Genomic DNA, 21,139 nt, shown 5'->3' with positions numbered 1-21,139 from the left:
CTCTTGCGCGGAGAAAGACAAGCTCAGCGCAGCTTTTTCAAGATCGGGCACGCGTGGGTGGCCATGGATTAGGTTTTTGCCTCGGTTCGCAATACGCTTGCGCGCGGTTTGTTCTCGACTCCAGAAAGCGGCCATGCCCATTCAGTCCGTGCTGGTGCGCCCCCGACAGGTGCGCAGCGCCCAGCGATTTGCTCCCCGCGTCAAATGCCCGACCGTAGGCCAGTGCTTCGACATCGAAGTCACCCGCGACGCGGACGGGTGGATGATCGCCATTCCCGAAATCGGCAGGACCACCCGTGCCATCCGGCGTGCCGCGGTCGACGTCGCCGCGCGCGAGTGCATAGCGATGTGGACCGGCATTCCGATCGGGTACGTCGCGGTCCACATCGACAGCGAGATCGGTTAGCCCTCACCTCGCTAATTGGCCGAGGTGTGTCTTGCGCGTGACCTCACCGCAATGGTGACCCGAAAAGCTCATCACCATGGCGGTGCTGCTGGGGTTCATGGCTTCGATGTCGGCGATGTGCGTTGGCTACCACTGGGGCCGACGGGTGACTCCGACTCGGCCGACGTGGAGGCGACGGACCAGCCGGATGGCGCTGGGAAGACGCGCTGTCAACCTTCTCGTCCTGGTCGCGGCCCGTCGCATCCGGCGACGAGTTCGGTCTGAACCGATAGTCGAGCTACTCGGGCTGAGATTGCCGGCGCGCCCGGCAGTGATGCGGGGTGGTTGGGCGCGGATGGTTTCCTACCGCGCTCCGAGCTGGTGACCGACATCATGTCCACTCTCGAAGGCAAGATCGCGTTTGTGACCGGCGCGTCGTCGGGACTCGGTGCACAGACGGCTCAGCTCCTATCACGCCAGGGCGCAACGGTTTTCGGCATCGGCAGGGACAGCGCGCGGTTGACCGAAGTCTTCACCGCGGTCGAAAACGGTGTACACGCAGCGGTCGACGTCGCCTCCGCGCAGGCCTGCAAAGACGCGATCGCGACGTGTGTCCGCCAATGTGGTGGTCTCGACATCTTGGTCAACATCGCGGGCCGTCATCAGATGCGCCGCACCGAGTCGATGACGGACGACGACTGGGACCAGGATCTGGCCGTCAACCTCAACGGCCCGTTCCACCTGTGCCGGGCGGCCCTACCGCATCTGCTGAACCGCGGCGGCAACATCGTCAACGTGAGCTCCATCGCCGGTGTCGAGGGCCAGGCGTATTCGGCCGGCTACTGCGCCGCCAAGCACGGCTTGATCGGGCTCACCCGCGCCTTGGCGGTGGAGTACACCGCAGATCGCTTGCGGGTCAACGCCGTTTGCCCGGGCGGCATGCTGACGCCGCAGATCGAGCAGTTCACCGCACCTGAGAATCCCAACTACGACCTCATCATGCGTACCGCTTCGCCGCGCGGCATCATGCAGCCGCTCGACGTGGCGAACGTGATCGCCTTCCTGGTCAGCGACGCCGCGAGCGCGGTCCACGGCGCTGTGTATCGGGTCGACAACGGCAAGGGCGCCGGCTAGCCGCTCACGTGCCGGTGAACCGCGGCTGCCGTCGTTCAGCGGTGGCCGATACACCCTCGACGAAATCCGCGGTGGCAGCGAGCCGGATTTGTTCGGTCTGCTCCTGGACGGTCGCGGCGCGAACCCGGTCGGCCAGGTCGCCACGCAAAGAGTGACGGATCGAGGCCACCGCGAGCGGGCCGCTCGCCGCGATCTCCGACGCGAACGCCCGCGCGGTCGACCGCACGGTGGCGTCGGCGGTCAACCGGTCGCACAAGCCGATGCTCACCGCCTCGGCCCCCGGCACCTCTCGGCCGGTGTAAAGGAGTTCCTGGGCACGCTGCATCCCGACGACCGCCGGCAGCGTGACGGTGATGCCGAAACCCTGGTGCAGACCCAGCCGGCTGAAGTTGGCGATGAAGCGGGTGGACGGTCCGGCGACGCGAAAGTCGGCGACCAGTGCCAAACCGAGTCCGCCGCCGACCGCTGCGCCCTGCACGGCAGCGACGATCGGGGTGCGCGCCTCGAACAATCGCACCGCCTCCTCGTACAGCGACCCGGTTGCCGCTCCGACCGCCGGTTCGCCGCCGTTGAGTGCACCGGGAAGATCGGCACCGGCGCAAAAATGCCGGCCGGAGGAGCACAGCACGATCGCTCGGACACCTGGGTCGGCATCGACGCGCTCGAAGGTGTCGGCCAGGTCGGCGATCAGCGCCGCATCGAAGTGGTTGCGCGGTCCGCGCTCGAACTCGACGGTCGCGACGTGGTCGTTGGACACCTCGACACGAATCTCATGACTCATAAGGGCATTGAACACGGTGGAGCTCGAGTTCCGTGTATTGACCTCAAGCACGGTTGAGGTTCTACCGTGTTCGCATGACTCATCCGGCAGCAACCTGGCCCGACGAACTTGCGTCCATCGGCGCCCTTCGATTCGCCCGTCGCTCAGCGCATTTCGACGAAACTGTGCGCTTCTACCGCGATCTGATCGGCCTGCCGCTGTGCACGACGTTCGCCGACAGCTTCGGCAGCACCGGGGCGGTCTTCGGTCTACCTCGGTCGACCCTGACTTTCGAGATCGTCGAATCCACCGAACCCGTCGCAGTCGATCCTCACGAACAACTCTGCCTGTACTTTCCCGACTTCGCCGGCCAGCAGCGCGCCATCGCCCGACTGTCCGCGGCGGGGGCGCAACCGGTGGCGTCGCATCCCTACTGGGAGGCGACGGGCGCGCTCACCTACCGCGATCCGGACGGACGTGAGGTGGTGTTCGCACCGTTCGTGTTCGCGGTGAACGAACCGGCCCACGGAGACTCGTCGGGCCGACATTGGCCTGACCCCTAGAAAGCGGAAGACCACCGGGGTCGGGTACACCGGTGGCCGTCCTCTGTGCTGGCTTGTGGGACTACTTCTTGAACGCGTCCTTCACGTTCTCGACCGCGTCCTTGATGCTGGCCTTGGCCTGATCGAGCTTGCCCTCGGCCTCAGTGCTGTCGTCGCCGGTGGCCTTGCCGAAGGCTTCCTTGGCCTTGCCGCCGATGTCGTCGATCTTGTTGCTCACCTTGTCGTGGGCTCCCATGTGGTTTCAGCTCCCTCGTGTCAGGACACCGCGAAATTGCGTTGCAGGTTCATACCCGGCCCGCCCGTGGGTCAAACCGGGGTATGCGAAATTGAAACGATGCAGGTCGCGATTCTCGACGATTACCAGGACGTCGCGCTGGCGATGGCGGACTGGTCGCAGGTGGCGCAACGCGCCGCGATCACGGTGTTCAACGATCACCTGGCCGACCCCGACGCGCTGGTGGAACGGCTCGGGCCGTTCGACGTGGTGTGTGTGATGCGAGAGCGCACGCCGCTGCCACGCCAGGTCATCGAGCGCCTGCCGCGGCTGAAAATGATCGCCTCGACCGGGCCGTTCAACGCCTCCATCGACGTCGCGGCCGCCGAGGAGCGCGGCATCTACGTCAGCACCACCGGCGGCTTCGTGGAGTCCACCGTCGAGCTCACCTGGGCCCTGATTCTGGCGACCGCACGCCGGATCGTCGATGAGTCGCAGTCGGTGCGCGGCGGTGGGTGGCAGACCGCTGTGGGCCGGCAACTCGGTGGCACCACGCTGGGCGTGCTGGGGTTGGGCCGTATCGGCAGCCGAGTCGCACAGGTCGGCAAGGCGTTCGGGATGGACGTCGTCGCCTGGAGTGCGAATTTGACGACGGAGGTCGCCGAGCAAGCCGGAGTGGCCTACGTGTCCAAGGAGGAACTGTTCAGCCGCGCCGACGTCTTGACGATTCATCTGGTGCTCAGCGAGCGCTCGCGCGGCCTGGTCGGTGCGGGAGAACTGGCCTGGATGAAGCCGACGGCGTTGCTAGTCAACACCTCTCGCGGACCGATAGTCGACGAGTCGGCTCTGCTCGAGGCGTTGCGGTCGCGGCGGATCGCCGGTGCCGGGCTCGACGTCTTCGACACCGAGCCGTTGCCGGCCGGGCATCCGCTGCGATCGCTGGACAACGTCGTCGCCACGCCGCACATCGGCTACGTCGCCGAGCAGGTCTACCGGGTGTTCTACGGCGAATCGGCCGCCAAGATCGCCCGCTGGCTGAGCCACGGCGACTGATGACTTCGACGCGCGACGCCGCGCCCACCACGATTCCGCCAGACTCATCGCCGCGGACACCGCCGCGGCAAGTGCCCAGCCCAGCAGGATGTCGACAACGAAGTGTTCGGCGGAATACACCAGCACGAAGGCCATCGCCAACGGATACGCCACCAGCAGCGGTCGCCAACCACGCCTGACCCGTCGCCAGAGGAACAGCGAGATCATCGCCGTCACCGCGGCGTGCAATGAGGGAATTGCCGCAACCAGGTTGACGCTGGCCTGGCCGGAGTCGAGCAGCGCGCCGGCCGAATCGAGATGCAGCGTGCCCCAGCCGCGGGTAGAGATCCGTTCCACGAACTGGTGCGCGCCCGGCCGACTCGTCTGCATCGCACCCAACAGCCCGCCGTCGGGCACGCCCGCGGGGCCGCGGAGCATGCACGGCGGATTCGACGGGCCGTTGGTGACATCGGCGGGGGTACAGCTCGCCGCCGCCCACGGCGGCGCGGCCGGCACCACCACGTAGATGACGAGGGCGGCGAAGGACAGCGCGACGAACTGGCGGACGAAGGCCGCCCACTCGGTTCGGTTGCGTAGCCAGAGCACACCGGCGACCGCATATGGAAGTACGAAAAACGACATGTAGATGCTGCTGATGAGCACTTCCCACCACGGCGGCTGGGCCATTTTGATGTGCTCCTGCAGCCACACCGTCGGGACCGTGCCGAAGAACAACCACCGGTCGGCGTTCGGCTGGAACTGCCACAGGGTCCGCGCGCCGAGCATGTCGGCCGCGCCGCGACTGAGGTCGTAGAGCGCCAGCACGAGCGCGAACGGCAGCCAATCGCGAACGACCGCAAACATCTTGTGCCCGCGACCGATGCTCGCGGCGATCAGCCCGGTGGCGATGTAGAGCAGCAGCAGTTGCCGGTCGAATGCCAACCCATCGGTCACGCTTCGGTAGATCACCACCACGGCCCAGGTGACGACGGCAATACGACGCACCCAGGTGAGCCGACGGTCTCGGTCTGCCGGGTCAGTGTGCCTCCGCGCGGCCTGCGTCGGGAGAGGGCTGAGTTGGCCGACAGACTCATCGGGCTGGCCGTCACGCTTGAACAGCCGGACTCGTCGATCGGTGGTTACTGACACCAGCCCAACCCTATCCGTTTCCGGCTGTTTCCCATCCGTTCATTGTCGTCGTGATCGCTGTTTTGGCCGATCGATCCGCCAAAGACGCAGCGGCTGAAAGCTTTTGCCGCAGGCTGTGAGGATTCTAGCGGGTGTCTAGGCAGCAGCTGTGAATTAGCCGCCCGGGACGGGAGCGTCAGTGGTCGAGATGCATCAAAGCCAGCACACGCCACTGGCGTTGCACTGTGCGTTCAGCGGGCGTGGCGATGATCCCGGACGGCGCAAACGTTTTCGAGGGCACCGGGTCGTCTTCAGATAGCGGCAGCCCACCGCCGCGAATTGTCTTGACTATCACGATGATCGCGGCAAGCAGGACCACGAGGACGATGACGGCGAAGACGATGGACAGCGTGCCCTGGATGAAGGTATTTCGGACGACGTCGGCCAGTTGCCCGGCGTTCTTGGCCGATCCGAACGACGATTCACCCGCGGCCTCGGCGGCGGCGTACTGAGAATGCTGCGTCCAGTAGCCGACGTTCGGATCGGCGGAGAAGATCTTCTGCCACGACGCGGTCAGAGTGACGGCCAGGTCCCACAGCAATGGCGCGCCCGGAATCCACGCCCACGCGACATATCCCTTCTTGACGACGATCACGGTGACGACGGTCAGTGCGATCGCGGCCAACAGTTGGTTGGCGATACCGAAAAGTGGAAAAAGAGTGTTGATCCCGCCCAGCGGGTCGGTGACACCCATCAGCAGGATGCTTCCCCATGAGGCGGCCACGACCAGGCTGCAGATCCAGACGCCCGGGCGCCAGCTCGGGTTACGCAGCTTGTACAGCGGGCCGCCGAGGTTGCCCAGCCCGTCGGAGAGCATGAAGCGTGCCACCCGGGTACCGGCGTCGACGGCGGTCAAGATGAACAGCGCCTCGAACATGATCGCGAAGTGATACCAGAAGGATTTCAGGCTCGATCCACCCGAAATTCGTTGCAGCACTTCCGACATCCCAACCGCCAAGGTCGGTGCGCCGCCGGTGCGCGACACGATCGACTTCTCGCCGACGCTCGTTGCGGCGGCGGTGAGGTCGGCTGCGGTTGTCGGCGGCCCGGGCAGGCCGAGGCGATTGACGTAGTCGGCGGCGGTGGCCGCGCTACCGCCGGTGCGTGCTGACGGTGCGTTGAGAGCGAAGTACAGGTGTTGATCGAGAATCGATGCGCTGATCAGGGCCATCACGGCGACGAACGACTCGGTCAGCATGCCGCCGTAGCCGATCAGCCGCATCTGGCTTTCCTTTTCCAGCAGCTTCGGTGTGGTGCCCGAGGAGATCAGCGCATGAAATCCCGACAGCGCACCGCACGCGATGGTGATGAAGAGAAAGGGGAACAGCGACCCGGAGAACACCGGCCCGCCACCGTGTCTGGCGAAGTCGGAGACCGCCGCGGCGTGCATCACCGGCCGAGCGACACAGATCCCGATCGCCAGCATCGCGACGGCCCCGACCTTCATGAAGGTGGACAAATAGTCGCGCGGAGCGAGCAGCAACCACACCGGTAGCACCGACGCGACGAAGCCGTAGCCGACGATCAGCCATGACACCGTCACCGGCGACAGATTCAACCACGCAGCGCCCCATCGTGATTCGCCGACGAAGTGTCCGGACGCCACGGCGATCATCAGCAGCACGAAGCCGATCAGAGAAACCTCGCCGACCCGGCCGGGGCGCAAGAAGCGCAAGTAAAGGCCCATGAAGACAGCGATCGGAATGGTCATCGCAATGGAGAACACGCCCCACGGGCTTTCGGCCAACCCGCGGACCACCACCAGCGCCAGCACCGCGATGATGATCACCATGATGAGGAACGTCCCGACCAACGCGGCGGCACCGCCGAGCATCCCCAGCTCGTCGCGTGCCATCTGACCGAGTGAGCGGCCGCGCCGCCGGGTCGAGATCCACAGCACCAGGTAGTCCTGCACAGCACCGGCGAACACCGCGCCGAGGATGATCCAGATGCTGCTCGGCAGGTAGCCCATCTGGGTGGCCAGCACCGGGCCGACGAGGGGACCGGCCCCGGCGATCGCGGCGAAATGATGACCGAACAACACCCGCCGGTCGGTCGGAACGTAGTCGGCGCCGTCGTCGAAAACCTCTGCAGGAGTGGCATGGTCGTCGCGCGGGTGGACGATTTTTGCCTCGATCAGCCGGGCGTAGAACCGGTATCCAAGCACGTAGGTACAGATCGCCGCGACCACGAACCACACCGCATTGACGGTTTCGCCGCGAACGAACGCGATCATGGTCCATGCCACCGCGCCGAGGACGGCGATCAGCCCGAAGAGGATCTTGTGACGGCCACCGATCGGCGAGCGATCGATGACGGCGACCGGCGGTAGGTCGGCGTCGGTGTGGACGTAGCTCAGATGTTCGTTGTCGGTGTCGGGCGTGGGCTGCGGTGGTGCTACCACTGCGACTCCTGTCGTGACGACGCACCGAATTGGGCCGCTGGCAGCTTAACCCGCGTACATGCCACGCACCGTGTCGATGGTGTCGGCTTCACCGGGCCCCTTGTCGTCGCGGTAACGCAGCACGCGGGCGAACCTCAAAGCCAACCCACCGGGGTAGCGCGACGATGCCTGTAGGCCGTCGAACGCGATCTCGACCACCTGCTCCGGCCGCAGCCGAACCACGTAACCCTCGGTACCGCCGACGGCCAGTTCGCTGAACCGGGCGGTCTGCCATTCCAGCATCGCATCGGTCATGCCTTTGAACGTCTTGCCCAGCATCACGTAGCCGCCGTTGGCCGGGTCGCGGGCGCCGAGATGAATGTTGGACAACTTGCCCTGCCGGCGTCCCGAACCCCACTCCACCGCCAGGACCACCAGATCCAGGGTGTGGACCGGCTTGATCTTGAGCCAGCCGGCCCCGCGGCGGCCCGCCTCGTAGGCGGCGCTCAGCGACTTGGCCATCACGCCTTCGTGTCCGGCAGCCAGCGTCGCCTGCAGGAAGGCTTCTGCGGCAGCGGGATCCGATGTGACCAGACGATCAACCCGGTGCTGTTGTGGCGCAATCTCGTCGAGTGCCGCGATTCGCTCGCCGGCGGGCGCGTCGAGCAGGTCGACGCCATCGCGATGCAGGATGTCGAAGAAGAACAGCGAGAGCGGCTGCGCGGCGCGGGCGGCCGCGACGTCGACAGAGCGGCCGAAGCGCGACGCCGTCACCTGGAAGGGTTGCGGTCGGCCGTCCGGGCGCAACGCGATCGCCTCGCCGTCGGCGATCAGGTCGCGCACCGGCAGCGCCAGTGTCGCTTCGACGACCTCGGGCAGTCGTGCCGTGACGTCGTCGAGGCTGCGGGTGTACACCGTGACCTGGTCGCCGGCGCGATGGATCTGTACGCGGGCGCCGTCCAGCTTCGCCTCGAAAACGCCTTCACCGCCGAGCTTGTCCAGCGCCTCGGCGACGCCGGACGCGGTCTGAGCCAACATCGGGCCGACCGGCCGACCCAACTGGAGGGTGAATGTGTCCAGCGCCGCCGTTCCACCGCTGAGCCCGGCCGCGGCAACCGCGGGCAGGGCGCCGCCGAGCATCGCCGCGCGGCGTACCGCTGCGGCGGGAATCTCGGCGGCCGCGGCGACCGCATCGGCCATCACGCCGATCAAAGCGCCCTGTCGCAGTTCTCCGGTCAGCAGTCGTCGCAGAAACGTCTGCTCGACTTCGGTTGCTGCCGAGAATAATTCGGCGACCAACGCAGCGCGACGGGACTGCGAGCCCTTGCCGGATACCGCGCCGATCGTCGACAGTGTGGCGTCTACGCCGTGGACGGTCAGTGCGGGCTCTGCGGCGGCGGGCGGAATCGAACGCAGGGCCGCCCAGCCGATTCCGATCTGACGCTGGGGCAGCTCACCGGAGAGCCAGCTCACCACGATCGTGACCAGCGTGGGATCCGCCCGGGCCTGACCCAGCAACTCGGCGATCCGCGCGATCTTGGCCCGACGCGACGACGAGCCGCCTACGTCGACAGAGGTGGTCGCGACGTCGATCAGCAGCACAACCCACCTTTACACGCCTGACCGACAACGTCACGCCGCGCCGCGATAACGTGCAGGGCAACGTCCGGCGACAATGCAGAGCGCGTAGCGCGATGAGAAGGAGCCAGGCCGTAGGACACGCCCGAGCCGGGCCGTCGAACGCGCGGGCGCTGCCCGGACAAACAAGGAGGTTTGGATGGAGATCAACGGTAAGAAGGTCATCGTGATCGGCGGTGCCTCGGGCATGGGCCGCGCGAGCGCCGAGTTGCTGCATGCCCGCGGCGCCGACGTCGCGATTTTCGACCGCGAGGGATCCGACGGCAAAGAGGTGGCGGCCGGGATCGGCGGCGACTTCTACCCCGTCGACGTCACCGACTACGCCGCCACCGAGCAGAGCCTGAACGCCGCCGCCGAGAAGCTCGGAGGCCTGCACGTCGCGGTGACCACCGCCGGTGGTGGCATCGGCAAGCGGACCATCTCCAAAACCGGTCCGCACGACCTCGAGTCCTTCCAGCAGACCATCGATCTCAACCTGATCGCCACGTTCAACATCAGCCGGTTGGCCGCACACCTCATGAGTCAGAACGAGCCGGAGGACGAGGAGCGCGGCGTCATCATCAACACCGCCTCGATCGCGGCGTTCGAAGGCCAGATCGGCCAGGTCGCGTACACCGCAGCCAAAGCCGGCATCGCCGGCATGTGCCTGACCATGGCACGCGACCTCGGGTCGCTGGGCATCCGGGTGCTGGCCATCGCGCCGAGCCTGTTCGCTACCGGGCTCACCAAGGGCATCCCCGACGAGTTCGCGACTGCGCTGACCAAGGACGCGGCGTTCCCGAAGCGGCTGGGCCGACCGGAGGAGTACGCCAAGTTGGTCGCCGCGATCGTGGACAACCCGATGCTGAACGGACAGTGCCTGCGTCTGGACGCTGGGCAGCGGTTCGCGCCCAAGTAGATCTCGCGGCCGACCGACCTCGACCGACCGACCACCCGGTTGGGAGGCGGCCAGATTTAAGTACACTCATTCGCAACGGCCAACGGCGTCTTAGAGGAAGGCCCTGCAATGGGTATCGCACTGACCGACGACCATCGCGAACTCGCCGAGGTGACCCGCGGGTTTCTCACCTCGCAGAAGGCCCGCGCCGCGGCGCGTTCATTGCTCGATGCGCCCGAGGAGGCCCGGCCGCCGTTCTGGCAGGGCATCGTCGAACTCGGCTGGCTGGGTCTGCACATCGACGAAGAGCACGGTGGCTCGGGCTACGGGCTTCCTGAACTGGTGGTCGTCATCGACGAACTCGGTCGCGCGGTGGCACCGGGGCCATTCGTGCCCACCGTCATCGCGTCAGCGGTAATCGCCAAAGATGGCTCTGCGGAACAGAAGTCGAAACTGCTGCCGGGTCTGATCGACGGAACCGTGACCGCGGGCATCGGCCTGAGCGGCCAGGTCAGCGTGAGCAACGGCGTCGCTGACGGCGACGCCGGCATCGTGCTGGGGGCCGGCCTCGGCGACCTGTTGCTGATCGCGGTCGGCGACGACGTGCTGGTGGTCGAGCGCGACCGATCCGGCGTCTCGGTCGAGGTTCCGGAAAACCTGGACCCGACCCGACGTTCCGGACGTGTCCGGCTGGATAAGGTCAGCATCAGCGACGACGACATCCTGCCCGGGGCCCGCGAGTCGGCGTTGGCACGTGCCCGAACCCTGCTGGCCGCCGAGGCTGTCGGCGGTGCCGCTGACTGTGTGGATTCCGCGGTCGAGTACGCCAAGGTGCGTCAGCAGTTCGGCCGCACCATCGCGACGTTCCAAGCGATCAAGCATCACTGCGCCAACATGCTGGTCGCGTCGGAGTCGGGCATTGCCTCGGTATGGGATGCCTCGCGCGCCGCGTCCGAGGACGAAGAGCAGTTCCGGTTGGCTGCGGCTTCGGCTGCGGCGCTGGCATTTCCGGCGTATGCGCGCAACGCAGAGCTGAACATCCAAGTTCACGGTGGTATCGGGTTCACCTGGGAGCACGACGCGCATCTGCACCTGCGGCGCGCGCTGGTGACGACGGCGCTGTTCGGTGGTGACGCGCCCGCCGACGACGTGTTCGAGCGCACCGCCGCCGGTGTCACCCGGGAGAACAGCCTGGACCTGCCACCCGAGGCCGAGGAGATGCGCACCAAGATCAATGCGGACGTCGCCGAGCTGGCCGCGCTGGACAAGCAGGCTCAGCGGGACAAGCTGATCGAGACCGGCTACGTGATGCCGCACTGGCCCAAGCCGTGGGGACTGGCGGCGGATGCGGTGGCGCAGTTGGTCATCGAAGAAGAGTTTCGCGCCGCCGGCCTCAAGCGCACTGACTACGGCATCACCGCGTGGGTGATCCTCACGCTGGTCCAGCACGGAACTCCTTGGCAGATAGAGCGGTTCGTCGAGAAGGCGCTGCGCAAGGAAGAGGTCTGGTGCCAGCTGTTCTCGGAGCCCGAGGCGGGGTCCGATGCGGCATCGATCAGAACCAAAGCCACTCGGGTGGACGGCGGCTGGAAGATCAACGGACAGAAGGTGTGGACCAGTGGCGCACACTACTGCGCCCGCGGTCTCGCGACCGTCCGCACCGACCCCGACGTGCCCAAGCACGCCGGCATCACCACGGTGATCGTGGACATGAACGCCCCCGAGGTGGAGGTCCGGCCGCTGCGCCAGATCACCGGCGGCTCTGACTTCAACGAGGTGTTTTTCAACGACCTCTTCGTGCCCGACGAGGACGTGGTCGGGGAGCCCAACACCGGATGGACGGTGGCCCGCGCCACGCTGGGCAACGAGCGGGTCAGCATCGGTGGCAGCGGATCTTTCTACGCAGGTTTGGCCACTCAGCTCGTGCAGCAGGTCAACGAACACCCAGATCGGTTGGTGGGCGGGCGAACCCGCGTCGGCGTGTATCTGGCCGAGGAGAACGCCCTGCGGCTGCTCAATCTGCGCCGGGTCGCGCGCAGCGTGGAAGGAGCGGGACCGGGTCCGGAAGGAAACGTCACCAAGCTGAAACTGGCCGACCACATGGTCGAAGGTGGTGCGATCACCGCCGCGCTGGCCGGTCCCGAAACTGCGCTGCATGACGGTGCCGGCGCGCTGGCCGGGCGCCTGGTGATGAGCGCCCGGGCCATGGCAATCGCCGGCGGCACCTCCGAGGTCACCCGCAACCAGATCGCCGAGCGGATCCTGGGGATGCCTCGCGACCCGCTGATCAACTAGGCCGGTCGGAGGGCCGCGCGCAAGCGCCGCGTTACGCTCGGCAGTAAGGCTCAGGCGGGGGCGAACTGTGGCGCGCCGCCGGGGCCGGGCTCCGGCAGCGCCTCGACGCGCATCCCGCACATTACTGAATCGGGCTCGCAGTCAACGATATTCGCGGCAACCCTCAGTCCGTCCTGCTCGGCGAGTTCGACCAGCGCGATGACATACGGCGTAGCGATCTCCGGGTTGAACGCGTGATAGTTGACCGTGTAGGTGAACACGCTGCCGTGCCCGGACACCGGCTTGGCTTGTAGTGCGCCGCCGCAGTCGCGGCAGGTGCCGGCCGCGGGATGGATCCAGCGCGCACAGTTCTCGCAGTGCTCGATCAGCAGCGGAGACGTCGTCTCGGTGGACACGGGCAATACAGTACACTCAATTCTCCTTGGTTGGTGAGCAGCGAGTTGGTCTAGCGGACGGCGCATATGAGCTACTTCGAAAAAGACGCGATCATTTCCGGTATCGGTATCTCCCGAATCGGCCGCCGCACCGGCATTCCCGGGCTGGAGTTGACGATGGAGTCGGTCCGCACCGCCATCGAGGACGCCGGCCTGAGTCCCGGCGACATCGACGGAATCGCCACTCTGGGTGACACTCCCGCCGCCGAGGTCAACGCCGAGCTCGGCATCGAGGCCGCCGACTGCGGGTCGGGCTTCAGCACCGGCGGGCTGCTGAACCCGGTGATCTCCGCATGCCGAGCGGTCTCCGAGGGCCATGCCCGGCACGTCCTCATCTACCGAACGATCCAGATGCTGGGCGGCACAGTCCCGGTCAAGCAGGACGAGAACGCCGAACCGCCACCGCTGGCACGGATGTTCGACACACCCGAAGGTGAGCAGCCGCCGATCGTCGGCCCGATGGATGACGTCGGCGATCTCGTTGCGGCCCAGGCCTATTCCGCGGCGAACTGGCTGGGACTGCACTGTCGCCGGCACATGGAGTTGTACGGAACCACCAAGGAACAGCTGGGCTGGCTGGCGATCAACAGCCGACGCAACGCGGCGCTGAATCCTCGTGCGGTGTACAGCGACCCGATGACCATGGACGACTACCTGGGGGCGCGGATGGTGTCCGCGCCGTTCGGGCTGCTGGACTGCGACGTCCCCATCGACGGGTCGATCGCTGTCGTGGTGTCATCCGCCGACTACGCCAAGGACTGCCCGCACCGCGCCGTCAAAGTGGAAGCGGTCGGCGGCAGTAACGGCGCAGGTGGCTGGTTCCACCGCCCGGACTATCCGAAGATGGCCTCCGTCGATGCGGCGGCGCAGATGTGGTCGCGGACCGATCTGACGCCGGCCGACCTGAACCTCGCTGAGCTCTATGACGGCTTCACCTTCCTCACCTTTGCCTGGCTGGAAGCTCTGGGCATCTGCGGTGACGGCGAGGCCGGCCCGTTCGTCGAGGGCGCCGAACGCATTGCGCTGAACGGCGCGCTACCGCTGAACACCTACGGCGGTCAACTGTCGGCGGGACGCATGCATGGCTACTACCTGCTGCACGAAGCCTGCCTGCAGCTGCGTGGGGAGGCGGGGGAGCGGCAGGTGCAGAAGCGTCCGGAGGTTGCCGTCGCCGCGGTAGGCGGCGGCCCGATCGCCGGATGCATGCTGCTGTCATGCTGAATCGTTATGCGCAAGAGCACAATTGAGCCCGGAGTCACTAACGCGTCAGTCTGACAAGCGAGCGTCGCGAATCGCCCGCCGCATCGAGGCCGACATCATCCGGCGGGGCTGGCCGATCGGGCTGTCGCTCGGGTCGGAGCAGGTGTTGCAGGAGCGCTACCAGGTGAGCCGATCGGTGCTGCGCGAAGCCGTTCGGCTCGTCGAACACCACCAGGTGGCGCGGATGCGGCGCGGCCCGCACGGCGGCCTGCTGATCTGCGAGCCGGACGCCGCCCCGGCCACCCACGCGATCATCATTTACCTGGAATACCTGGGCATCACGGTCGGCGACCTGCTCGATGCCCGGCTGCTGCTGGAACCTCTGGCCGCGTCAAGGGCGGCGCAGCAGATCGACGAAACCGGCATCGGCCGACTACGCGCGGTCCTTCGGGCCGAACAGGACGGGCAGCCGGATCCCGCGGCGCCCAGCGACGAGTTTCACGCGGCGCTGGCCGAGCAGGCGAAAAACCCTGTGTTGCAACTGTTCATCGACATCCTGATGCGGCTGACGGTCCGATACGCCGCGGATTCGCGACTGGACTCCGCCAGCGATGTGCTCGAGGCACTCGAGCACCGGCGCCGCGACCACGCGGCGATCGTGGCCGCAGTCACCGCCGGCGACGCCGCCCGCGCGATGACGCTGAGTGAGCAACACGCGCAGTCGACGACCAAGTGGCTCCAGAACCATCACCAACCCCGGGCACCTCAACAGCGCCACGGCGACCGAGATGCGCCGCAGGGCAAGCTCGCCGAGGTGCTGGCCGCGGCCATCCGCGACGACATCGCCAGCAGCGGCTGGCCGGTCGGGGAGGTCTTCGGTAGTGAGGTCGCGCTGCTGGAGCGCTATCAGGTCAGCCGCGCTGTGCTGCGAGAAGCGGTGCGGCTCTTGGAGTATCACGCGGTCGCCACCACCCGGCGGGGACCTGGCGGTGGGCTGGTCGTGGCCGAACCTCAGGCGCAGGCCAGCATCGACACCATCGCGCTGTATCTGCAGTACCGCGCGCCGCGCCGCGAGGACCTGACGCTGATCCGCGATGCCATCGAGATCGACAACGTCGCCAAGGTGGTCGCACGCCATGAGGCGCCGGAGGTCCGTGCGTTTCTGGACAGCCAGCGATCAATGATCGAGGAGGCCGGCGACGACCCACGCAAGGCCGGAGTCGAGGAGTTCCTGTTTCACGCCGGGCTGGCCAAGCTGGCCGGCAACGCCGTGCTGGATCTGTTCCTGCGGATCCTGGTCGAGGTCTTCCGGCGGTATTGGGCCAGCACCGACCAGCCCGTCCCGAGTCATGCCGATCTCGTCGACGTGAGGCACGCGCACCTGCGCATCATCGAGGCGATCGGCCGAGGCGACGAAAGCCTGGCCCGTCACCGCATCCGGCGCCACCTCGACGCCTCCGCGTCCTGGTGGCTGTGACCTCGGCGACGGTAAAACGGGTTGCACGGTCTGCCGGTCAGCGTCTAACCTCGGCGATCGTGCAACACCTTCTCGTAGTAGCTAGCACCCGCAGCGGGGTCTGATCCCAGACCGACCCCCCGCTGTGGGTCGGAAGCTACTGCCCGTCGGTCACTCCAACAGAGTCAGAGAAGACCGGCACATGACAATCACCTTCGCCTCATCCGAATCGCCGACACTCCTGTTCGACGGCGTTGCGCTTCCGCGGGGACTCCGCGAAGACGCCGACATGATGTCGTGGAGCACTTTCACCGCCACCTATGCGCCCAGCTCCGGACCGCTGCGACTGGGACGCTGGTGCTGCGCGGACACTGATCGGCCCGCCACCAGGTTGGGGCCGCAGACCTTTCAGGCGACGCTGGCGCTCGACGACCGCATCGAGACCGCCACTGCCACCGCCAACGGTCCCGTTGCCGCTCTGACCGCGATGCTGCACGAGCACGGTGTCGCGGTCGAGATGCTGCGCTTTCACCAACTGCGGTCCGACGACGCGATCGCGACCTTCATCCAGGGAACCGACGGGTGCCGGGCCGAATGGGCGATGGGATGGGCGCAGGATCCGACCCAGTCCGCCCTCGCCGCGGTCATCGCCTGCGCAAATCGGCTGTACGCGGGGAAGCGCTAGAGGCGGCGCAGCACGATCGGCATGCCGTCCATCGGGATCGGCATGCCGCCGTAGTCCCACTTGGGTTGGTAGCCGGGGCGGGCGAGCTCGAGGCGATAGCGGCGCAGCAGCCGGTGCAGGATCGTCTTGACCTCGAGGCGGCCGAAGACCATCCCGATGCACTTGTGGGCGCCCCCACCGAACGGAGCGAACGCGTAGCGGTGTTGCTTGTGCTCGGAGCGTGGCTCGAGAAACCGCTCGGGGTCGAACTTCAGCGGGTCGGTCCACAGCTCAGGCAGCCAGTGGTTGGTGCCGGGCCACGTCACCACATTGGTGCCTGCCGGCAGGTAGTGACCCAGTAGGTCGGTGTCGCGCACGGTCTGGCGCATATTGAACGGCAGCGGGGTGACGAGACGCAACGACTCGTCCATCACCAGGTCGAGGGTCTCCAGCTTCTCGAGCGCCTCGATGTCCAGCGGGCCGTCGCCGAGCCGGTCCGACTCGTCGCGACAACGTTCTTGCCAGTCCGGGTTGGCGGCCAGGTTGTAGGCCATCGTGGTGGTCGTCGACGTCGAGGTGTCGTGGGCGGCCATCATCAGGAAGATCATGTGGTTGACGATGTCCTCGTCGGTGAAGCTGTTGCCGTCCTCGTCCTCGGTGTGACACAACACCGAGAGCATGTCAGTGCCGTCAGCGTTGCGGCGCTGCTCCTTGACCCGCTCGACGAAGTAGTCCTCGAGCACCTTGCGGGCCTGCTTACCGCGCCACCACTTGAACGGCGGGACGCTGGTCCGGATGATCGCGCCACCGGCCCGGGTGGTGGTGGTAAAAGCCTGGTTCACCTTGGTGACGAGGTCGTGATCGGTGCCGGGTTCGTGGCCCATGAACACCACCGAGGCGATGTCGAGCGTGAGCTCCTTCATCGCCGGATGGAACAGAAAGCGGGCGTCGTCGGTCGGGAAACCGGCCACCACCGACGTGGCGACGCTGTCGATGTGGTCGACATAGCCGGTCAACCGGCTGCGGGTGAACGCCTCCTGCATGATCCGCCGGTGGTACATGTGCTCGTCGAAGTCGAGCATCATCAGGCCGCGGTTGAAGAACGGCCCGATCACCGGATGCCAGCCCTTCTGTGAGAAGTCCTTGTTGCGGTTGGAGAAGATCGCCTGGGTGGCGTCCGGCCCGATCGCGACGACCGACGGCAGCGCCGCTGATTCGGCGTAGAACACCGGTCCTCGGGTCTTGTAGAGGTGCAGCGGGAAGTTCGGTCCGCCGCGGAACATCTCGATGATGTGGCCCAGCACCGGCAGTCCGCGGTCGCCCATCACCGGCTTGAGATCGCTGCCGGGTGGCGGTGCGGCCAACTCGAGCTGCTTCCAGTCGACGTTCAACAACCGCTTCTCGAGCAGGCCCATGCCGGGGATGGTGTTCACCGTGGGGGTGAACCGGCGCTTGGCCTGATCGATCAGGTACTCGGTATTGCTGATGGTCACCATTGACACTCCATTCGTGGGCGTGCGGCCAAGGGTCGATCGCATGGTGTGGCAGACGTCACTAGGTTGTCATCCTCTGAGGAAACTTGACGGCTGTCAAGTTTCCTTTTGGGTGGGGCGTAGTGCAAGGTCGTAGGGTGCGCATGGAGCAGGGGGTCGACCGGCCCGATGAGCAGGCTCCGGCCGCGCCCATTCCCCGGCGACGCGGTGATCGACAGCGGCATGCGATCGTGCAGGCGGTGCGCGAATTGCTGGAGGAGAAGCCGTTCGCCCAACTCTCGGTGAGCACGATCAGTGATCGTGCAGGTGTGGCTCGGTCGGGCTTCTACTTTTACTTCGACTCCAAATACGCCGTGCTGGCCCAGATCCTGGCCGACGCCACCCACGAACTCGAAGAGCTGACCGAGTACTTCGCACCGCGCGGGGCTGACGAGACGCCGGCGGCATTCGCCGGGCGGATGGTCGGGAGCGCGGCGTCGGTCTACGCCCACAACGACCCGGTGATGTCGGCGTGCAACGCCGCTCGTAACACCGACGCCGAGATCCGCGACCTACTCGACCAACAGGTCGAAGGGGTGGTCCAGCAGATCATCGGCATCGTCAAAGACGAGCTGCGGGCCGGCACCGCCCACCCGATCACCGACGACATCTCGACGCTGGTGCGCACCCTGTCGGTGACCACCGCCCAGATGCTGTCCGGCGACTCCGCCTATCTAGGCGACAACGGGGACGTCCAGCGTGGCGTGCGGGTGCTCGAGGCGTTATGGCTCAACGCGCTCTGGGGCGGTACGCCGCGGGCCTAGCGCCACTGCGCCCGGCGCCGGTGTGCCCGGAGAGCGGCCGACGAAGAGCCAAGCCGCGGGCCGGTATCGTCACTGCCCATGTCGAAGAAGACGTTCGCGGGTAAGCGGTGCTTGATCACCGGCGCGGCCAGCGGCATCGGCCGCGCGACGGCGCTGCGGCTCGCGAGTCAGGGCGCCGAGCTGTTCCTGACCGATCGCAACGCCGAGGGTCTCGCGGAGACGGTGAATGAGGTTCGCGCGCTCGGCGCTCGCGTTCCCGAGCACCGTGCGCTGGACATCGCCAATCACGACGAGGTCGCCGCTTTCGCCGAGGCGATCCACGCCAATCACCCGAGCATGGATGTCGTGATGAACATCGCGGGCGTCTCGGCCTGGGGGACCGTCGACCGGTTGACCCACGAGCAGTGGGAAAAGATGATCTCGATCAACTTGATGGGGCCGATCCACGTCATCGAAAACTTCGTTCCCCCAATGGTAGCGGCGCGCAAGGGTGGACATCTGGTCAACGTGTCCTCGGCGGCGGGTCTGATGGGTCTGCCGTGGCATGCCGCCTACAGCGCCAGCAAGTTCGGGTTGCGCGGGCTGTCGGAAGTACTGCGATTCGACCTGGCCCGCTATCGCATCGGGGTGTCGGTGGTGGTTCCCGGTGCGGTGCGGACCCCGCTGGTCGGCACCGTCGAGATCGCCGGCGTCGACCGCGACGATCCCGAGGTGAGCCGCTGGGTCGATCGCTTCAGCGGTCATGCCGTGTCACCGGAGAAGGCTGCCGACAAGATCCTTGCGGGTGTCACCAGGAATCGATTCCTGATCTACACCTCGGTGGACATCCGTGCCCTGTATGCGTTCAAACGTGTTGCTTGGTGGCCCTATAGCGTCGCGATGCGTCAGGTCAACCTGGTCTTCACCAAGGCGCTCAAGCCTGCGCCGGTGGTGCCGCGGACCTTGCCGAACTAGCCCGGCATCCGCAATTCCAGCCGCACACCCAGCAGTCGGATCGGGCGATCCAGCTCGAACAGATCCAGCACCCGCAACGCCGCCGGGACGATGACTCCGGCATCGGTTGTCGGCTCGTCGAGTTTGCGGATCTTCGTTCTGGTGTAAAACGTGTTGGTGCGTACCGTCACCGCAACCCGGGTGACGATTCGCGACTCGGCGATCACCTCGAGCAGTGCTCGTCGGGCCAATTCGGTTATAGCGGAGTCCATTTCGCTGCGCTCGGTGAGGTCGCGGGGGAAGGTGACGACGTGGCTGCGCGAACGGGGAACCCAGGGCTCTGAGCTGACAGTGTCGTCGCCGCCGCCATTGGCCAGCAGCAGCAACCACAGCCCGGTGCGCGGGCCGAACGTCGACGTGAGTAACTCGGCGTCGGTGTGCGCCAACTGCCACACCGTGGTGATATCAAGGCCGGCAAGCTTTTTCGCAGTCTTCGGCCCGATGCCCCACAAGGCGTCAACAGGCCGGTCGCCCATCACCGTCATCCAGTTCGACTCGGTGAGCGTGTAGATGCCCGCCGGTTTGGCGAATCCGGTCGCGACCTTGGCGCGCTGCTTGTTGTCGCTGATGCCGACCGAACACGACAGTCCGGTGGCCTCGGAGATCACGGTGCGGATCTGTTCGGCGAGTTCGTCGGGAAGGTCGACATCGGCGCCGACGTACGCCTCGTCCCAGCCCCAGACTTCGACCGGGTGGCCGAGGTCGCGCAGCAGCGCCATCACCTGTTCGGAGGCGGCGTCGTAGGCCTCGGGATCCGAAGGCAGAAACGTGGCTTCGGGACATCGTCGGGCCGCTGCGCGCAGCGGCATCCCCGCGTGTACGCCGAATTCGCGAGCCTCATACGACGCGCAGGTGACCACCTTGCGGGCTTCGGTCGGGTCGCCGCTGCCCCCGACGATGACGGGCAGCCCCACCAGTTCGGGGTGGCGACCCAATTCGACCGACGCCAGGAACTGGTCGAGGTCGACGTGCAGAATCCATCGCGGCGTCATCGCCCACAGAGCTTGCGCGCCAAGCTTTCCCACGCCTCACCCAGTGCCTGCAGAGACCGGTCGCGTTCGGTGAGTTGGTGCTCGACGTAGTCGGCCTCCAGCAACATCAACAGGGCAGCGGTCTGGGCGTCCAGGTCGCCCGTGGTGCCGGCCGTGGCCAGCAGCATCCGAACATGGGTGTGCAACACCATCATCGGTGCGGCGAAACGGGACTGCGGATCGCGGTTGGCTGCCACCAATAGCTCGCGATGGGTGTGCGCGAAGCGCAACCGGGCGTGCCCGAACGCCAGCAGCCGGTCCAGCGGCGGCGCACCCGGGCCCAGCGGAGGCGGGCCGAACATGAAAGCCTGCTGGCTGGCCTGCTCATCTTCGTCGAGAAGCACCATCATCAGACCGGCCCGGCTGCCGAAGCGGCGGAAGACGGTCCCTTTGCCGACTCCGGCGGCACCGGCGATGTCGTCCATGGTGACGGCGTCGGCTCCCCGCTGGGCGATCAGTCGCCGGGCAGCGTCCAGCAGGAGTGCCCGGTTGCGCGCAGCGTCGCCGCGCTCCTGGGGCACGGAGACAGGCAGGTCACGTACCTGGTCGGCGGAGCTCACAGAATTTACTGTAGCCTCACCGGAACAAACCGGACT

19 protein-coding genes and 1 pseudogene are annotated in these 21,139 nt (G+C 66.6%); 11 read left to right on the top strand and 9 right to left on the bottom strand.

What is annotated here, in order from left to right; translation table 11 throughout:
- Positions 1 to 262: 262 nt before the first annotated feature.
- Positions 263 to 406 carry a long chain fatty acid-CoA synthetase Faa4p gene (locus ACZYW1_RS04025; RefSeq protein ID WP_463787669.1) on the top strand — a complete coding sequence of 48 codons (144 nt, stop codon included), beginning with the start codon at positions 263 to 265 and terminating at the stop codon, positions 404 to 406.
- Positions 407 to 778: 372 nt separating this feature from the next.
- Complete coding sequence (locus tag ACZYW1_RS04020) at positions 779 to 1,519, top strand: SDR family NAD(P)-dependent oxidoreductase (RefSeq protein ID WP_463783470.1); 741 nt, start codon at positions 779 to 781, stop codon at positions 1,517 to 1,519.
- Positions 1,520 to 1,523: 4 nt separating this feature from the next.
- On the opposite strand, the gene ACZYW1_RS04015 is transcribed toward ACZYW1_RS04020, so the two are convergent.
- Positions 1,524 to 2,300: an enoyl-CoA hydratase/isomerase family protein gene (locus ACZYW1_RS04015; RefSeq protein ID WP_463783469.1), complete on the bottom strand. Its 777-nt coding sequence runs from the start codon at positions 2,298 to 2,300 to the stop codon at positions 1,524 to 1,526.
- Between the two features lie 74 nt (positions 2,301 to 2,374).
- Here ACZYW1_RS04015 and ACZYW1_RS04010 point away from each other — a divergent pair, with 74 nt between their 5' ends.
- Positions 2,375 to 2,842 (top strand): VOC family protein, encoded by a 468-nt coding sequence (locus tag ACZYW1_RS04010; RefSeq protein WP_463783467.1) that lies wholly within the window; start codon positions 2,375 to 2,377, stop codon positions 2,840 to 2,842.
- A gap of 61 nt (positions 2,843 to 2,903) precedes the next feature.
- On the opposite strand, the gene ACZYW1_RS04005 is transcribed toward ACZYW1_RS04010, so the two are convergent.
- Entirely contained in the window at positions 2,904 to 3,077 is a 174-nt protein-coding gene (locus ACZYW1_RS04005; protein ID WP_463783465.1) for a CsbD family protein, read from the bottom strand.
- Between the two features lie 99 nt (positions 3,078 to 3,176).
- Here ACZYW1_RS04005 and ACZYW1_RS04000 point away from each other — a divergent pair, with 99 nt between their 5' ends.
- A complete protein-coding gene (locus ACZYW1_RS04000; protein WP_463783462.1) occupies positions 3,177 to 4,109 on the top strand; it encodes a D-2-hydroxyacid dehydrogenase family protein in 933 nt (310 codons plus the stop codon).
- Positions 4,110 to 4,223: 114 nt separating this feature from the next.
- On the opposite strand, the pseudogene ACZYW1_RS03995 reads toward ACZYW1_RS04000, so the two are convergent.
- From ACZYW1_RS03995 to ACZYW1_RS03985, 3 genes and pseudogenes are all read right to left on the bottom strand, one after another.
- Positions 4,224 to 4,775 (bottom strand): annotated as a pseudogene (locus ACZYW1_RS03995) (phosphatase PAP2 family protein); the annotation flags it as partial.
- Positions 4,776 to 5,412: 637 nt separating this feature from the next.
- Positions 5,413 to 7,680: a carbon starvation CstA family protein gene (locus tag ACZYW1_RS03990; RefSeq protein ID WP_463783460.1), complete on the bottom strand. Its 2,268-nt coding sequence runs from the start codon at positions 7,678 to 7,680 to the stop codon at positions 5,413 to 5,415.
- Between the two features lie 45 nt (positions 7,681 to 7,725).
- Positions 7,726 to 9,261 (bottom strand): ATP-dependent DNA ligase, encoded by a 1,536-nt coding sequence (locus tag ACZYW1_RS03985; protein WP_463783458.1) that lies wholly within the window; start codon positions 9,259 to 9,261, stop codon positions 7,726 to 7,728.
- A 175-nt stretch (positions 9,262 to 9,436) separates the two neighbouring features.
- Here ACZYW1_RS03985 and ACZYW1_RS03980 point away from each other — a divergent pair, with 175 nt between their 5' ends.
- On the top strand, positions 9,437 to 10,195 hold the full coding sequence (locus ACZYW1_RS03980) for an SDR family NAD(P)-dependent oxidoreductase (protein WP_463783457.1): 759 nt from the start codon (positions 9,437 to 9,439) through the stop codon (positions 10,193 to 10,195).
- Between the two features lie 108 nt (positions 10,196 to 10,303).
- Positions 10,304 to 12,469, top strand: a complete 2,166-nt coding sequence (locus ACZYW1_RS03975) for an acyl-CoA dehydrogenase (protein ID WP_463783455.1) — start codon at positions 10,304 to 10,306, stop codon at positions 12,467 to 12,469.
- A 50-nt stretch (positions 12,470 to 12,519) separates the two neighbouring features.
- Here ACZYW1_RS03975 and ACZYW1_RS03970 read toward each other — a convergent pair whose 3' ends face one another.
- Complete coding sequence (locus ACZYW1_RS03970) at positions 12,520 to 12,870, bottom strand: Zn-ribbon domain-containing OB-fold protein (RefSeq protein WP_463783454.1); 351 nt, start codon at positions 12,868 to 12,870, stop codon at positions 12,520 to 12,522.
- A gap of 60 nt (positions 12,871 to 12,930) precedes the next feature.
- Here ACZYW1_RS03970 and ACZYW1_RS03965 point away from each other — a divergent pair, with 60 nt between their 5' ends.
- The 3 genes from ACZYW1_RS03965 (at position 12,931) to ACZYW1_RS03955 (ending at position 16,244) form a co-directional block, all read left to right on the top strand.
- Positions 12,931 to 14,124: a thiolase family protein gene (locus ACZYW1_RS03965; RefSeq protein ID WP_463783452.1), complete on the top strand. Its 1,194-nt coding sequence runs from the start codon at positions 12,931 to 12,933 to the stop codon at positions 14,122 to 14,124.
- Between the two features lie 22 nt (positions 14,125 to 14,146).
- A complete protein-coding gene (locus ACZYW1_RS03960) occupies positions 14,147 to 15,580 on the top strand; it encodes a FadR/GntR family transcriptional regulator (protein WP_463783451.1) in 1,434 nt (477 codons plus the stop codon).
- A gap of 181 nt (positions 15,581 to 15,761) precedes the next feature.
- Positions 15,762 to 16,244 (top strand): homocitrate synthase, encoded by a 483-nt coding sequence (locus tag ACZYW1_RS03955; protein WP_463783449.1) that lies wholly within the window; start codon positions 15,762 to 15,764, stop codon positions 16,242 to 16,244.
- Here the strand turns inward: ACZYW1_RS03955 and ACZYW1_RS03950 are convergent.
- The gene (locus ACZYW1_RS03950; protein WP_463783447.1) at positions 16,241 to 17,719 is read right to left on the bottom strand and encodes a cytochrome P450; all 1,479 of its coding nucleotides are present in this window, start codon (positions 17,717 to 17,719) and stop codon (positions 16,241 to 16,243) included. The genes ACZYW1_RS03955 and ACZYW1_RS03950 overlap by 4 nt on opposite strands.
- Positions 17,720 to 17,859: 140 nt before the next feature.
- Between ACZYW1_RS03950 and ACZYW1_RS03945 the strand changes: the two genes are divergently transcribed.
- Positions 17,860 to 18,519, top strand: coding sequence for a TetR/AcrR family transcriptional regulator (locus ACZYW1_RS03945; protein WP_463783444.1), 660 nt, complete (start codon positions 17,860 to 17,862; stop codon positions 18,517 to 18,519).
- A gap of 78 nt (positions 18,520 to 18,597) precedes the next feature.
- On the top strand, positions 18,598 to 19,473 hold the full coding sequence (locus ACZYW1_RS03940) for an SDR family oxidoreductase (protein WP_463783442.1): 876 nt from the start codon (positions 18,598 to 18,600) through the stop codon (positions 19,471 to 19,473).
- On the opposite strand, the gene ACZYW1_RS03935 is transcribed toward ACZYW1_RS03940, so the two are convergent.
- Together ACZYW1_RS03935 and ACZYW1_RS03930 are read right to left on the bottom strand one after the other, a co-directional pair.
- Entirely contained in the window at positions 19,470 to 20,504 is a 1,035-nt protein-coding gene (locus ACZYW1_RS03935; RefSeq protein WP_463787667.1) for a DNA polymerase IV, read from the bottom strand. The genes ACZYW1_RS03940 and ACZYW1_RS03935 overlap by 4 nt on opposite strands.
- Positions 20,501 to 21,103 (bottom strand): TetR/AcrR family transcriptional regulator, encoded by a 603-nt coding sequence (locus tag ACZYW1_RS03930; RefSeq protein ID WP_463783440.1) that lies wholly within the window; start codon positions 21,101 to 21,103, stop codon positions 20,501 to 20,503. The genes ACZYW1_RS03935 and ACZYW1_RS03930 overlap by 4 nt, the downstream gene beginning before the upstream one ends.
- Between the last annotated feature and the right edge of the window lie 36 nt (positions 21,104 to 21,139).

The sequence above is a fragment of the Mycobacterium sp. IDUB_36 genome (assembly GCF_055419225.1).
The sequence above is the reverse complement of the archived record's forward strand: the minus strand, read 5'-3'. Positions and strand labels throughout refer to the sequence as shown.

Excerpts from the sequence above, each read along its gene's own strand:
- ACZYW1_RS04025 (WP_463787669.1), top strand. The coding sequence starts at position 263 with ATGATCGCCATTCCCGAAATCGGCAGGACCACCCGTGCCATCCGGCGT.
- ACZYW1_RS04020 (WP_463783470.1), top strand. The coding sequence starts at position 779 with ATGTCCACTCTCGAAGGCAAGATCGCGTTTGTGACCGGCGCGTCGTCG.
- ACZYW1_RS04015 (WP_463783469.1), bottom strand. The coding sequence starts at position 2,300 with ATGAGTCATGAGATTCGTGTCGAGGTGTCCAACGACCACGTCGCGACC.
- ACZYW1_RS04010 (WP_463783467.1), top strand. The coding sequence starts at position 2,375 with ATGACTCATCCGGCAGCAACCTGGCCCGACGAACTTGCGTCCATCGGC.
- ACZYW1_RS04005 (WP_463783465.1), bottom strand. The coding sequence starts at position 3,077 with ATGGGAGCCCACGACAAGGTGAGCAACAAGATCGACGACATCGGCGGC.
- ACZYW1_RS04000 (WP_463783462.1), top strand. The coding sequence starts at position 3,177 with ATGCAGGTCGCGATTCTCGACGATTACCAGGACGTCGCGCTGGCGATG.
- ACZYW1_RS03980 (WP_463783457.1), top strand. The coding sequence starts at position 9,437 with ATGGAGATCAACGGTAAGAAGGTCATCGTGATCGGCGGTGCCTCGGGC.
- ACZYW1_RS03975 (WP_463783455.1), top strand. The coding sequence starts at position 10,304 with ATGGGTATCGCACTGACCGACGACCATCGCGAACTCGCCGAGGTGACC.
- ACZYW1_RS03965 (WP_463783452.1), top strand. The coding sequence starts at position 12,931 with ATGAGCTACTTCGAAAAAGACGCGATCATTTCCGGTATCGGTATCTCC.
- ACZYW1_RS03955 (WP_463783449.1), top strand. The coding sequence starts at position 15,762 with ATGACAATCACCTTCGCCTCATCCGAATCGCCGACACTCCTGTTCGAC.
- ACZYW1_RS03950 (WP_463783447.1), bottom strand. The coding sequence starts at position 17,719 with ATGGTGACCATCAGCAATACCGAGTACCTGATCGATCAGGCCAAGCGC.
- ACZYW1_RS03945 (WP_463783444.1), top strand. The coding sequence starts at position 17,860 with ATGGAGCAGGGGGTCGACCGGCCCGATGAGCAGGCTCCGGCCGCGCCC.
- ACZYW1_RS03940 (WP_463783442.1), top strand. The coding sequence starts at position 18,598 with ATGTCGAAGAAGACGTTCGCGGGTAAGCGGTGCTTGATCACCGGCGCG.
- ACZYW1_RS03935 (WP_463787667.1), bottom strand. The coding sequence starts at position 20,504 with ATGACGCCGCGATGGATTCTGCACGTCGACCTCGACCAGTTCCTGGCG.